Source organism: Pseudomonas sp. N-1-13 (genome assembly GCF_057787095.1).
On sequence record NZ_JBYNRI010000001.1, the window covers coordinates 538,013 to 551,440 of the forward strand.

Here is a 13,428-nt window from a genome sequence, read left to right on the forward strand (position 1 = left end):
GCCGCAGAACTTGAATCAGACCTGCGTGCCGTAGCGCTTCATCGCCTCGATCGCCAGCCCGCTACCAATACTGCCGAAGATATTGCCTTCCACATGCCGCGCTTGGGGCAGCATCGCCGAGACGCTGTTGCGCAGTGCCGGGATGCCGCTGGAGCCACCGGTAAAGAACACCGTATCCACCTGATCGACGCGTACGTTGGCATCGTTGAGCAATTGCGTGACGCTGCCGCGCACCCGCTCCAGCAGGCCGTCGATGGCCGATTCGAACAGTTCCCGGCTCAGGTCCACGCTCAGGCCTGCCTCGATCCGGTCCAGGAGCAAATGGCGCTGGTCGGAGTGGGTCAGCTGGATCTTGGTTTCTTCCACTTCCATCGCCAGCCAGTGCCCCGCGCGCTGTTCGATCAACTTGAACAACCGGTCGATGCCGCCGGTGTCTTCGATGTCGTAGCGCATGCTGCCCAGAGCCAGGGTGGATTTCTGCGAGTACACCGCGTTGATGGTGTGCCAGGTCGCCAGGTTCATGTGGTGGCTGGTGGGCATGTAGGCGCCGCTTTTCATGCGGCTGCCGTAGCCGAACAGCGGCATCAGGCCGGCCAGCGAGAGCTGCTTGTCGAAGTCGGTGCCGCCGATGTGCACGCCACCGGTGGCGAGGATGTCGGCGTGACGGTTGTCATGGGTGCGCCGCTCGGGCGACAGGCGTACCAGGGAGAAGTCCGAAGTACCGCCACCGATGTCGACGATCAGTACCAGCTCTTCCCTCTCGATGGTCGACTCATAGTCGAAGGCCGCCGCGATGGGCTCATACTGAAACGAGACTTCCTTGAAGCCGATGGCGCGGGCCACGTCCACCAAGGTGTTCTCCGCTTCCTGATCGGCCATTTCATCGTCGTCGACGAAAAATACCGGGCGACCCAGTACCACTTCTTCGAATTCCCGACCGGCGGTGGCCTCAGCGCGCTTCTTCAACTGGCCGATGAACAGTCCCAAAAGATCCTTGAACGGCATGGCCGTGCCCAGCACGCTGGTGTCGTGCTTGATCAGCTTGGACCCCAGCAGGCTCTTGAGCGAGCGCATCAGCCGGCCTTCGTAGCCTTCCAGGTACTCGTGCAGGGCCAGGCGGCCATACACCGGGCGGCGTTCCTCGAGATTGAAAAAGACCACCGAGGGCAGGGTGATCTTGTCGTCCTCCAGCGCAATCAGCGTTTCCATGCCGGGGCGCAGCCAGCCGACAGTGGAGTTGGACGTGCCGAAGTCGATGCCGCAGGCACGGGCCGGAGATGCGTTTTTCATGTCTTTCGGATTCCAGTTGAAAAAACGGCCGCGCAGTGTATGTCAGTGCGGCACGGATTCGAAGGCCGGTTATCTGCTAATTCGTAAACTCTGGCCTTGAAAGACAGCGTCGCACCCCCAAACTTGCTGGCATGGGCCTGGCAGCCACAAGGCGAGTACAAGAACCGCCACCGGCTGCCGATAAACTTCTGAAGCGCCGCCCGGTCACAAACCTTGAGATCGGTCAAACCCCAGGACTTGTATCACGAGCATGCTGCGGGTGGCGGTGCGATATCGATAACGGATGGTGATCCTTCGATGGACTTCAAAGACTATTACAAGATTCTGGGTGTGGAGCCGACGGCTGATGACGCCACGATCAAGGCTGCTTATCGCAAACTGGCCCGCAAATACCACCCGGATGTGAGTAAGGAAAAGGATGCCGAGACCAAATTCAAGGACGTCTCCGAAGCCTATGAAGCGCTGAAGAGCGCCGACAAACGCGCCGAGTACGATGACCTGCGTCGCTATGGCCAGCACGGCCAGCCTTTCCAGGGACCGCCGGGCTGGCAAAGCCGGGGCGGCTTTGGCGGTGGACAGGACACCGGCGATTTTTCGGATTTCTTCAGCTCGATTTTTGGTAATCGCGGGCCGGGTTTCGGTGGCGGACAGTCAGGCCGCAGCACCGGCCGTCGAGGGCAAGACGTGGAAATGGAACTACCGATTTTCCTGGAAGAGACCCTGTCGAGCGAATCGAAGAAGGTCAGCTTCCAGGTGCCGCAGTACAACGCCGCCGGCCAGCACGTCAGCAATACCAGCAAAAGCCTGAACGTGAAGATTCCCCTGGGCGTGACCGACGGCGAACGCATCCGCCTCAAGGGCCAGGGTGCGCCGGGTATTGGCGGCGGTGCCAATGGCGATTTGTACCTGACCATTCGTTTTGCCCCGCACCCCAAGTTCGACGTCGAAGGCCAGGATCTGATCATCACCTTGCCCCTGGCGCCGTGGGAATTGGCGCTGGGCACTGAAGTGGCGGTGCCGACCCTCACCGGCAAGATCAACCTCAAGGTTCCGGCCGGCAGCCAGAACGGCCAGCGCATGCGCGCCAAGGGCCACGGCCTGCGCAACAAGGCCGGCGAGCGCGGTTACCTGTTCGTACAGCTCAAGGCCGTGATGCCCAAGGCCAGCGACGAGGCAGTCAAGGCGTTGTGGGCGGAGCTGGCGAAGAAGGCTGCGTTCGATCCGCGGGAGAATTTCTGACTGTTTTGAGGCGCTAGACTCGACAGTTAAAGCATTGGGAGAAGCAGACCATGAACAACCCGATCATTGAACTGAACCTGATGGAATTTTGCGAGGCCGCTGCGTTGGCGGATGTCCATGTGATCGAAATCGTCGAGCATGGCATTCTCGAACCCCATGGCGCGGCCCCGGCGGATTGGCGCTTCACCGATTACGAACTGGTCTTGGCCCGGCGTGCGGCCAAGCTGCGCCGCGAGCTGGAACTGGAATGGGAAGGTGTCGCCCTGGCGCTGGACCTGCTGGAAGAAGTGCAGCAACTGCGCAGCGAAAACCGCATGCTCAAGCAGCGGTTGGGGCGGTTGGTGGAGTAAAAAACGCTCAATGAACAAGCGCCAACCTGTGGGAGCAAGGCTTGCCCGCGATGAATTCAACTCGGTTCTCAAGAGTTGAGGCACCTGTATCGCGAGCAAGCTTTGCTCCCACAAGTCTTGCTCTCAGGTCCTCACTCCATTCAAAACAGAAAATAGCGCTGCGCCATCGGCAGCACATCAGCCGGTTCACACCACAACAACACCCCATCGGCCTTGACCTGGTAGGTCTGTGGATCGACATCGATGTTCGGCAGGTAGTCGTTGTGGATCAGGTCGGTTTTCTGCACATTCCGGCAGCCTTTGACCACGGCAATTCTCTTCTTTAGTCCAAGCTGTTCGGGCAGCCCCGCCTCGGCGGCGGCCTGACTGATGAACGTCAGGCTGGTGGCGTGCCGCGAGCCGCCGAAGCTTGCGAACATCGGTCGGTAGTGCACCGGTTGCGGTGTTGGGATCGAGGCGTTGGCGTCGCCCATCAGGCTGGCGGCAATCGCCCCGCCCTTGAGGATCAAGGTCGGCTTGACGCCGAAGAACGCCGGGCGCCACAGCACCAGGTCGGCCCACTTGCCCACTTCGATGGAGCCCACTTCATGGCTGATGCCATGGGTGATCGCCGGGTTGATGGTGTACTTGGCGATGTAGCGCTTGATGCGGAAATTGTCGTTGCCTTCGCCATCGCCGGGCAGGGCGCCGCGTTGCTTTTTCATCTTGTCGGCGGTCTGCCAGGTGCGGGTGATGACTTCGCCGACGCGGCCCATGGCCTGGCTGTCGGAACTGATCATCGAGAACGCGCCCAGGTCGTGGAGGATGTCTTCGGCGGCGATGGTTTCACGACGGATGCGGCTTTCAGCGAAGGCCACGTCTTCGGCGATGCTCGGGTCCAGGTGATGGCAGACCATCAGCATGTCCAGGTGTTCGTCGATGGTGTTGCGGGTGAACGGCCGGGTCGGGTTGGTGGAGCTGGGCAACACATTGGCAAAGCCGCAGGCCTTGATGATGTCTGGCGCATGGCCGCCACCGGCGCCTTCGGTGTGGTAGGTGTGGATGGTGCGGCCCTTGAACGCGGCCAGGGTGGTTTCCACGAAACCCGATTCGTTGAGGGTGTCGGTATGGATCGCCACCTGCACGTCGTACTGGTCGGCCACGCTCAGGCAGTTGTCGATGGCTGCCGGGGTGGTGCCCCAGTCTTCGTGCAGCTTCAGGCCGATGGCACCGGCCTTGACTTGCTCGATCAACGGCTCTGGCAGGCTGGCGTTGCCCTTGCCGGTGAAGCCGATGTTCATTGGGAAAGCGTCGGCGGCCTGGAGCATGCGCGCCAGGTGCCACGGCCCGGAGGTGCAGGTGGTGGCATTGGTCCCGGTGGCCGGGCCGGTGCCGCCGCCGATCATGGTGGTGACACCGCTCATCAAGGCTTCTTCGATCTGCTGCGGGCAGATGAAGTGAATGTGGGTGTCGATACCGCCGGCGGTGAGGATCATGCCTTCACCGGCGATCACTTCGGTGCTGGCGCCAATGGCGATGGTCACATCGGGCTGGATGTCCGGGTTACCGGCCTTGCCGATGGCTTTGATGCGCCCGTCCTTGAGACCGACGTCGGCCTTGACGATGCCCCAATGGTCGATGATCAGCGCGTTGGTGATCAGCGTGTCGACGACCTCGGCGGCCAGCAGCTGGCTCTGGCCCATGCCGTCGCGAATCACCTTGCCGCCGCCGAATTTCACTTCTTCGCCATAGGTGGTGAAGTCCTTTTCCACCTCGATCCACAGTTCGGTGTCGGCCAGGCGGACCTTGTCGCCGACGGTGGGGCCGAACATGTCGGCGTAGGCTTGTCTCGAAATCTTCATGTGCTTGCCTTGGAATTCAATTGAATGTGGAAACCGTTCGCTTCGCTCACTCATCGCGAGCAGGCTCGCTCCCACAGTTGATCGCATTCCCCTGTGGGAGCGAGCCTGCTCGCGATGGGGCCGGTGCTGGCACCCTATGACTTACAGGTCGCCCATCACCCGCCCGGCAAACCCGAACACCCGGCGATGCCCCGCCAAATCCACCAGTTCCACCTCGCGGCTCTGGCCCGGTTCGAAGCGCACCGCGGTGCCGGCCGGAATGTTCAGGCGCATGCCACGGCTGGCGGCGCGGTCGAAGGTCAGGGCGTCGTTGGTTTCGAAAAAGTGATAGTGCGAGCCGACCTGGATCGGCCGGTCGCCGCTGTTGGCGACGTTCAGGGTGAGGGTGCGGCGACCGACGTTGAGTTCGATGTCGCCGGGCTGGACCTGGTATTGGCCTGGAATCATTGCGGTTGCCCCAAAGTCTTGTAGTAAATGGCGGTCGGGGTGTACGTCCCGTCCGGGCTCTGGCAGTAGTCGGGCAGTTCACCGACGCGGGTGTAGCCCATGGCGCGGTAGAATGCCTCGGCCTCGGAACCAGCCTCCGTGTCGAGGTACAACAGGCCGCGCTTGTGCTGGCGGGCGCCGAGTTCCAGGGCGCTCATCAATTGCTGGCCCAGGCCGCGGCGGCGAGCCTCGCCGCGCACCAGCAGCTTTTGCACTTCGGCACGGTTGAGGCCGTTGGGTTTCTGGCACAGGGCAAGTTGGACGCTGGCCTGCACCTGTTCATCCTTGACCACCACCCACAGCAGCAAGTGGCCCTGGTTGAGACTGGCCTGAACCTCATCGAAATAGGCGCGTGCTTGGACCGCATCGAGATCGGCCATGAACCCCACGCTGGCGCCATAGCCGACGGCGTCGAGCAACAGATCGATCAGGCCCTGGCGATAATGTGCAAAGCTCTCGGCGTGGACTCGACGCAACTGGGCGGGGTTCATAGGCATCACTCCTTGTCGACGGCAGGCGGTAGCGCCCCTGGGTTGAGGATCAACTGCATGAAAGTCAGGTCCAGCCAACGGCCGAATTTGGTGCCCACCTGGGGCATCTGCCCGGTGGTGATGAAACCGGCCCGCTCGTGCAGGCGAATCGAGGCGGCGTTGCCGCTTTCGATGGCCGCGACCATGACGTGTTTGCCGCACGCCCTGGCGCGCTCGATCAGGGCCGTCATCAACAGTGAGCCCAGGCCGTTGCCGCGTTGGTCATCACGTACGTACACCGAATGCTCCACGGTGTGCCGGAAACCATCGAAGGGTCGCCAGTCGCCGAACGAGGCATAGCCGAGGACGTTATCCTCGTCATCGACCACCACCAGCACTGGATAGCCTTGCGATTGCCGGGCGCTGAACCATGCCTGGCGATTGCCCAGGTCCACGGCCTGTTCGTTCCAGATCGCCGTGGTGTTCAGCACCGCGTCGTTGTAGATGTCACGGATCGCTGGCAAGTCGGCGTGGCGGGCGTCTCGAATGTCATAGGTCATGGTGCGGCCTCACGCGATCGGCTGGTGGACAGTGACCAGTTTGGTGCCGTCGGGAAACGTCGCCTCGACCTGGATCTCCGGGATCATTTCCGGGATGCCCTCCATTACCTGTTCGCGGGTCAACAGCGTGGTGCCGTAATGCATCAGTTCGGCCACGGTCTGGCCGTCGCGGGCGCCTTCGAGCAGGGCGGCGGAAATATAGGCCATCGCCTCCGGGTAGTTGAGCTTCAAGCCGCGAGCCAACCGCCGCTCGGCGACGAGGCCGGCGGTGAAGATCAGCAGCTTGTCTTTTTCGCGTGGGGTCAGGTCCATGTGCAATCCATAAGGGCAGATAAAAAATTCTTGCTGTAAACACAGATCTCCTTGTGGGAGATCCTTTGTGGGAGCGAGCTTGCTCGCGATAGCGGTGTGTCAGTCGACATTAATGTTGAATGTTCCATCGCCATCGCCATCGCCATCGCGAGCAAGCTCGCTCCCACAGGAAAGCAGATTCATGTACTCCAGATTCTGGGCGGCATGGCCTCTCTTCCAAGCAATGCAGGCCTGAGCAAACGCCACAATTCAATCAACCAACCCCGCGCCAGCAGCGCCTCGCTCGCCAGACATCGGGCCACGATCAGGCCGGGCAATTGGGTCAGGTCGCCGCGCACGTCATGGCCCAGGGATCGGCACTGTTCCAGCAACGCACTATCGATTTCCCCGGTCACCAACAACGTGGCAAACACCGGATCGCCGCCCAGCCCGATGGGCGAGTCGAGCAACCCGTCACCGCCCACAATGCGCTGGCGTTCATGCCAGAGCAACTGCCCGTCGCGGCGAATGTCCAGCCGCGACTGGAAGTGTCCCAGGTCAAATCGTTCACCGCTGGCCGGCCGGCCGAGGGCCACCATGTCCCAGTAGAACAAGCGCCCGTCACCTTGCAGGTCGATGCTGGTGCTGAGTTCGGCCTGGGCGGCGCTGAAGACGATGGTTTCCTGGGGCAGCCATTCCAGGGTCGCCCCCGCGGCCACGCTCAGGTTCAGTTGCTGATAGGCCGGGCCGGCGGCGCGATACCACTTGGCCGCGCCGGGACTGGTCAACTGCGCCCAGGCAGCGGGGCCGACGTGGGCCGCGATGTCCAACCGATCACCGCCGGCAATTCCGCCGGGCGGGTGGACGATGATGTGTTGGCACACTTCGGGGCCCTCGGCGTACAGGTGTTTTTGCACCCGCAGCGGACCTTTGTGGCGGCGCTGCACCGGACGCGTGCAGTCACCGAACCGGGCATAACCCAGTTCCAGCTCGGCATGCCAGCTGGGGGTGAACAGGGCCGAAGGCGCCAGTAAGGAGACAGGTAGGTTCATGATTTCCGATTATCGTTAGAGCGCTACAGACTAGATCGTAACCAGCCCGCGCACACCCTCGGCTTCCATATTTTCTCCGCGCCCCTGCTGCACGATCTCGCCCCGGGACATCACCAGGTATTGATCGGCCAGCTCGGCGGCGAAGTCGTAGAACTGCTCCACCAGCAAAATCGCCATGTCGCCCCGGGCCGCCAGTTTCTTGATGACCACGCCGATCTCCTTGATCACCGACGGTTGAATGCCTTCGGTGGGCTCGTCGAGAATCAGCAGGCGCGGACGGCTGGCCAGGGCCCGGCCAATGGCAAGTTGCTGTTGCTGGCCACCGGACAGGTCACCGCCACGGCGTTGTTTCATTTGCAGCAGCACCGGGAACAATTCGTAAATGAACGCCGGCACCTCCTTGGCCTCGGCGGCGGGAAAACGCGACAGGCCCATCAGCAGGTTTTCTTCCACCGTCAGCCGTCCGAAAATCTCCCGGCCCTGAGGCACGTAGGCAATACCGGCGTGCACCCGTTGGTGCGGTTTGAAGGTGGTGATGGGTTTGCCTTCCCAGCTCACCGCCCCTTCCTTGGCCGGCAACAGGCCCATCAGGCATTTGAGCAGGGTGGTCTTGCCCACGCCGTTGCGGCCCAGCAGGCACGTCACCTCGCCGACCTTCACGTCGAATGACAGGCCGCGCAGGATGTGGCTACCGCCGTAGTATTGGTGCAGCTTGTCGACTTGCAGCATTTTCCAGATTCTCCTCGAACCCCTGTGGGAGCGAGCCTGCTCGCGATAGCGTCAGAACATTCAGAATGGATGCTGACTGACACACCGCCATCGCGAGCAGGCTCGCTCCCACATAAAAAGCAATTTTGCGCCTCAGCGCCCGAGATACACCTCGATCACCCGCTCATTGTCCTGCACCTGCGCCAGCGACCCTTCGGCCAGCACGCTGCCCTGGTGCAGCACGGTGACGTGGTCGGCAATCGCGCCGACGAAGCCCATGTCGTGTTCCACCACCATCAGCGAGTGCTTGCCCGCCAGTGATTTGAACAGCTCGGCAGTGAACTCGGTTTCGGCGTCGGTCATGCCCGCCACTGGTTCGTCGAGCAGCAAGAGTTGTGGGTCCTGCACCAGCAGCATGCCGATCTCCAGAAACTGTTTCTGCCCGTGGGACAGCAACCCGGCGGCGCGATTGACCGACGTCGTGAGGCGGATGGTCTCCAGCACTTCGCTGATGCGCTCGTGTTGCTCGCCAGTGAGTTTGGCCCGCAGGCTGGCCCACACCGATTTGTCGGTTTTCAGCGCCAGCTCCAGGTTCTCGAACACGCTCAAGGCTTCGAACACCGTGGGTTTCTGGAATTTGCGACCGATGCCGGCCTGGGCGATCTGCACTTCGCTCATGCTCGTCAGGTCCAGGGTTTCACCGAACCAGGCCTTGCCGTGGCTGGGCCGGGTCTTGCCGGTGATCACGTCCATCAGCGTGGTCTTGCCCGCGCCGTTGGGGCCGATGATGCAGCGCAATTCGCCGACGCCGATGTACAGGTTCAGAGCGTTCAGGGCCTTGAAACCGTCGAAACTGACGCTGATGTCTTCCAGGGTCAGGATGGTGCCGTGACGGGTGTTCAGGCCCTTGCCGGCGGCCTGACCGAGGCCGATGGCGTCGCGACTGCTGCCTTGGTCTTTGTTGGGATCCAGTATGGGTTCGAGCATGAAATCGGCTGTGGGTGTGATTCGCATCATTCGCCCCTTTTCTTGAGTAGCCCGATCACACCCTTGGGCAGATACAGGGTCACAACGATGAACAGCGCGCCGAGGAAGAACAGCCAGTACTCGGGAAAGGCCACGGTGAACCAGCTCTTCATGCCGTTGACCACACCGGCCCCGAGCAGCGGCCCGATCAGCGTGCCGCGCCCGCCGAGGGCCACCCACACGGCGGCCTCGATGGAGTTGGTCGGCGACATTTCGCTGGGGTTGATAATGCCCACCTGCGGCACATACAACGCCCCGGCCAGGCCGCACAACACCGCGCTCAATACCCAGACGAACAGCTTGAAGCCACGGGGATCGTAGCCGCAGAACATCAGGCGGTTTTCCGCGTCGCGCAGGGCGGTCAGCACTCGGCCGAACTTGCTGCGGGCCAGGCGCCAGCCGATGAACAGACTCGCCACCAAGAGCAGCACCGTGGCCAGGAACAGCACCGCTCGGGTGCCCGGCTCGGTGATACCAAAGCCCAGGATCGAGCGAAAGTTGGTGAAGCCGTTGTTGCCGCCAAACCCGGTTTCGTTGCGGAAAAACAGCAGCATCCCGGCAAACGTCAGGGCCTGGGTCATGATCGAGAAATACACGCCCTTGATCCGCGAGCGGAAGGCGAAGAAGCCGAACACCAGCGCCAGCAACCCCGGTGCCAGCACCACCAGGCACATGGCCCAGACAAAGCTGTCGGTGCCGCTCCAGTACCAGGGCAATTCGCTCCACGACAGAAAGGTCATGAACGCCGGCAAGCCGTCACCGGCGGCCTGGCGCATCAGGTACATGCCCATGGCATAGCCGCCCAGGGCGAAGAACAGACCGTGACCCAGGGAGAGCAGGCCGGCGTAGCCCCAGACCAGGTCCAGCGCCAGGGCGACGATGGCGTAGCAGAGAATCTTGCCCACCAGGGTCAGGGTGTAAGCCGAGACATGCAGCGGGTTATCCACTGCCAACAGCGACAGCAGCGGCAGGCTCAACAGCACTGCCAGGATCACCACGCCGACGGCGAGGGTGACTTTCGGGCCGGCCTTTTGCGCGGCCGTGAGCATCAGGGGCTGGTTCATCAGTCGATTACCCGTCCTTTGAGCGCGAAGAGGCCTTGCGGACGCTTCTGGATGAACAGAATGATCAGCGCGAGGATCAGGATCTTGCCGAGCACGGCGCCGATCTGCGGTTCAAGAATCTTGTTGGCGATGCCCAGCCCGAACGCGGCGAACACACTGCCGGCCAACTGACCGACGCCACCGAGCACCACCACCAGGAACGAGTCGATGATGTAGCTCTGGCCCAGGTCCGGGCCGACGTTGCCGATCTGGCTCAGGGCCACGCCGCCAAGCCCGGCGATGCCCGAGCCGAGGCCGAAAGCGAGCATGTCCACGCGGCCGGTGGGCACGCCGCAGCAAGCGGCCATGTTGCGGTTCTGGGTCACCGCGCGCACGTTCAGGCCCAGGCGGGTCTTGTTCAGCAACAGCCAGGTCAGCGCCACCACGAACAGGGCGAAGGCGATGATCACGATGCGGTTGTAGGGCAGTACGAGATTCGGCAGTACCTGGATGCCGCCGGACAGCCAGGCCGGGTTGGCGACTTCAACGTTCTGCGCGCCGAACATCAGGCGCACCAGTTGGATCAGCATCAGGCTGATGCCCCAGGTGGCGAGCAGAGTCTCCAGGGGGCGCCCATAGAGGTGACGGATCACCGTGCGCTCCAGGGCCATGCCGATGGCGGCGGTGATGAAAAACGCCACCGGCAGGGCGATCAACGGGTAGAACTCGATGGCATTCGGGGCGAAGCGCTGGAACAGCATCTGCACCACGTAGGTGGAATAGGCCCCCAACATGAGCATCTCGCCGTGGGCCATGTTGATCACCCCCAGCAGGCCGAAGGTGATTGCCAGGCCCAGGGCGGCCAGGAGCAGGATCGAGCCCAGGGACATGCCGCTGAAGGCCTGGCCCAGCAATTCACCGATCAGCAGCTTGCGCTTGACCTGGCCTAGGCTGGTTTCGGCGGCGGTGCGTACCGTGGCGTCGGTTTCAACGCCGGGTTCGAGCAGGCCTTCGAGGCGGGTGCGGGCCAACGGATCGCCGGTTTCCCCCAGTAGCCGCACGGCAGCCAGGCGAACCGACGGGTTGGGGTCCACCAGTTGCAGGTTCGCCAACGCCAGGCTCAGGGCTGCATGCACGTCTTCGTCCTGCTCGCCGGCCAGTTGCCGATCGAGAAACGCCAGTTGGGCCGGGCGGGCGCTTTTTTGCAGTTGTTGGGCGGCGCTCAGGCGCACGCTGGCGTCAGCGGCCAATAGTTGATGGCTGGCCAGGGCGGTTTCAATCAACCCTCGCAAGCGGTTGTTCAGGCGCAGGGTCTTGGGCTGGCCGTCGACGGTCAACTGGCCTTGTTGCAAGGCGTTGATCAGTTCGACACGCTCAGGTTCCGGTTGCGCGGCCCAGGTTTCCAGCAGCGTGGCTTGCTGGGGCGGCTTGGCGGCGAGGAAATCTTCGGCATCACCGGCGTGGGCCTCCAGTGGCAACAGCAGCACCAGGGCGAGGATGAGGCGGTAGAGGGCGGTGGGCATATGCTTGGCCTTGCGTGTTTGATCGTTCCCACGCTCCGCGTGGGAACGCAGCCCGGGACGCTCCGCGTCCCATGGTGGACGCAGAGCGTCCGGTGAGGCATTCCCACGCAGAGCGTGGGAACGATCAGCAGGGTTAGGGGCTTCTTCCCGGGCTCAGTTGCTCTTCACCGCATAGTCAGGCTTCTTGTCGTTGCCTTCGATGAACGGGCTCCACGGCTGGGCGCGGATCGGGCCCTCGGTCTGCCAGACCACGTTGAACTGACCGTCGGCCTGGATCTCGCCGATCATCACCGGCTTGTGCAGGTGGTGGTTGGTCTTGTCCATGGTCAGGGTGTAGCCCGACGGTGCGTCGAAGGTCTGGCCGGCCAGGGCTTCGCGGACTTTGTCGACGTCGGTGGACTTGGCTTTTTCAACCGCTTGCGCCCACATATGGATGCCGACGTAGGTGGCTTCCATCGGGTCGTTGGTCACGGCTTTGTCGGCGCCCGGCAGGTTCTTGGCTTTGGCGTAGGCCTTCCAGGCGTCGACGAATTTCTTGTTCGCCGGGTTATCCACGGACTCGAAGTAGTTCCACGCCGCCAGGTTACCCACCAGCGGCTTGGTGTCGATGCCGCGCAGCTCTTCTTCGCCCACCGAGAACGCCACCACTGGTACGTCGGTGGCTTTCAGGCCCTGGTTCGCCAGTTCTTTATAGAACGGCACGTTGGAGTCGCCGTTGACCGTGGAGATGACCGCGGTCTTGCCGCCGGCCGAGAACTTTTTGATGTTGGCCACGATGGTCTGGTAGTCGCTGTGGCCGAACGGGGTGTAGACCTCTTCGATGTCCTTGTCTGCCACACCTTTGGAATGCAGGAACGAACGCAGGATCTTGTTGGTGGTGCGCGGGTAGACGTAGTCGGTGCCCAGCAGGAAGTAGCGCTTGGCACTGCCGCCTTCTTCGCTCATCAGGTATTCCACCGCCGGAATGGCCTGCTGGTTCGGCGCCGCGCCGGTGTAGAAGACGTTCGGCGACATCTCTTCGCCTTCGTATTGCACCGGGTAGAACAGCAGGCCGTTGAGCTCTTCGAACACCGGCAACACGGATTTGCGCGACACCGACGTCCAGCAGCCGAACACCACCGCGACCTTGTCCTGGGTCAGCAATTGACGGCCTTTTTCGGCGAACAGCGGCCAGTTCGAGGCCGGGTCCACGACCACCGCTTCGAGCTGCTTGCCGTTGACCCCACCTTTGGCGTTGATCTCGTCGATGGTCATCAGCGCCATGTCCTTGAGGGACGTCTCGGAGATCGCCATGGTGCCGGACAATGAATGCAAGATGCCGACCTTGATGGTTTCGGCGGCCTGGACGGTCCAGGCCATGCCCATCGCGGCAATGCTTGCCGAGAGTGTAAAAGCCTTGATCAAGCTACGACGCTTCATTGTGCGATCTCCGTGCAATTATGAGTTTTTTTCGATGGCAGATGCGGACGCTGAAGGGGCTTTTGCAAGGGGTGTGCCCGGTTGAGCAAAGGCATTGAGAATGCGGGGTTGGCGCGCTGGGGTAAAAGTG

The 13,428-nt window shown here is 62.3% G+C and carries 14 protein-coding genes; 2 read left to right on the top strand and 12 right to left on the bottom strand.

Going from position 1 to position 13,428, the window contains the following annotated elements; all coding sequences use genetic code 11:
• Positions 1-15: 15 nt before the first annotated feature.
• Complete coding sequence (locus AC3I65_RS02415) at positions 16-1,290, bottom strand: Hsp70 family protein (RefSeq protein ID WP_047227355.1); 1,275 nt, start codon at positions 1,288-1,290, stop codon at positions 16-18.
• Between the two features lie 297 nt (positions 1,291-1,587).
• Here AC3I65_RS02415 and AC3I65_RS02420 point away from each other — a divergent pair, with 297 nt between their 5' ends.
• Together AC3I65_RS02420 and AC3I65_RS02425 are read left to right on the top strand one after the other, a co-directional pair.
• Complete coding sequence (locus tag AC3I65_RS02420; protein WP_047227356.1) at positions 1,588-2,529, top strand: DnaJ C-terminal domain-containing protein; 942 nt, start codon at positions 1,588-1,590, stop codon at positions 2,527-2,529.
• A 50-nt stretch (positions 2,530-2,579) separates the two neighbouring features.
• Positions 2,580-2,879: a chaperone modulator CbpM gene (locus AC3I65_RS02425; RefSeq protein ID WP_047227357.1), complete on the top strand. Its 300-nt coding sequence runs from the start codon at positions 2,580-2,582 to the stop codon at positions 2,877-2,879.
• Between the two features lie 140 nt (positions 2,880-3,019).
• Here AC3I65_RS02425 and ureC read toward each other — a convergent pair whose 3' ends face one another.
• From ureC to urtA, 11 genes are all read right to left on the bottom strand, one after another.
• Positions 3,020-4,720 carry an urease subunit alpha gene (gene ureC / locus AC3I65_RS02430; RefSeq protein WP_047227358.1) on the bottom strand — a complete coding sequence of 567 codons (1,701 nt, stop codon included), beginning with the start codon at positions 4,718-4,720 and terminating at the stop codon, positions 3,020-3,022.
• 141 nt (positions 4,721-4,861) lie between these two features.
• A complete protein-coding gene (locus AC3I65_RS02435) occupies positions 4,862-5,167 on the bottom strand; it encodes an urease subunit beta (RefSeq protein WP_014336352.1) in 306 nt (101 codons plus the stop codon).
• Positions 5,164-5,697, bottom strand: a complete 534-nt coding sequence (locus tag AC3I65_RS02440; RefSeq protein WP_003197345.1) for a GNAT family N-acetyltransferase — start codon at positions 5,695-5,697, stop codon at positions 5,164-5,166. Before AC3I65_RS02440 ends, AC3I65_RS02435 begins: the two co-directional genes overlap by 4 nt.
• 5 nt (positions 5,698-5,702) lie before the next feature.
• Complete coding sequence (locus AC3I65_RS02445; RefSeq protein ID WP_047227359.1) at positions 5,703-6,236, bottom strand: GNAT family N-acetyltransferase; 534 nt, start codon at positions 6,234-6,236, stop codon at positions 5,703-5,705.
• Positions 6,237-6,245: 9 nt separating this feature from the next.
• Positions 6,246-6,548 (bottom strand): urease subunit gamma, encoded by a 303-nt coding sequence (gene ureA, locus AC3I65_RS02450; protein ID WP_047227360.1) that lies wholly within the window; start codon positions 6,546-6,548, stop codon positions 6,246-6,248.
• Positions 6,549-6,727: 179 nt separating this feature from the next.
• Complete coding sequence (locus AC3I65_RS02455) at positions 6,728-7,579, bottom strand: urease accessory protein UreD (RefSeq protein WP_047227361.1); 852 nt, start codon at positions 7,577-7,579, stop codon at positions 6,728-6,730.
• Between the two features lie 30 nt (positions 7,580-7,609).
• Positions 7,610-8,308, bottom strand: coding sequence for an urea ABC transporter ATP-binding subunit UrtE (urtE, locus tag AC3I65_RS02460; protein WP_047227362.1), 699 nt, complete (start codon positions 8,306-8,308; stop codon positions 7,610-7,612).
• 132 nt (positions 8,309-8,440) lie between these two features.
• A complete protein-coding gene (gene urtD / locus AC3I65_RS02465; RefSeq protein WP_047227437.1) occupies positions 8,441-9,301 on the bottom strand; it encodes an urea ABC transporter ATP-binding protein UrtD in 861 nt (286 codons plus the stop codon).
• Positions 9,301-10,377 carry an urea ABC transporter permease subunit UrtC gene (gene urtC / locus AC3I65_RS02470; protein WP_047227363.1) on the bottom strand — a complete coding sequence of 359 codons (1,077 nt, stop codon included), beginning with the start codon at positions 10,375-10,377 and terminating at the stop codon, positions 9,301-9,303. The genes urtD and urtC overlap by 1 nt, the downstream gene beginning before the upstream one ends.
• On the bottom strand, positions 10,377-11,879 hold the full coding sequence (gene urtB, locus AC3I65_RS02475) for an urea ABC transporter permease subunit UrtB (RefSeq protein WP_488523435.1): 1,503 nt from the start codon (positions 11,877-11,879) through the stop codon (positions 10,377-10,379). The genes urtC and urtB overlap by 1 nt, the downstream gene beginning before the upstream one ends.
• Positions 11,880-12,032: 153 nt before the next feature.
• Positions 12,033-13,298, bottom strand: coding sequence for an urea ABC transporter substrate-binding protein (gene urtA, locus AC3I65_RS02480; RefSeq protein WP_047227365.1), 1,266 nt, complete (start codon positions 13,296-13,298; stop codon positions 12,033-12,035).
• Positions 13,299-13,428 lie beyond the last annotated feature (130 nt).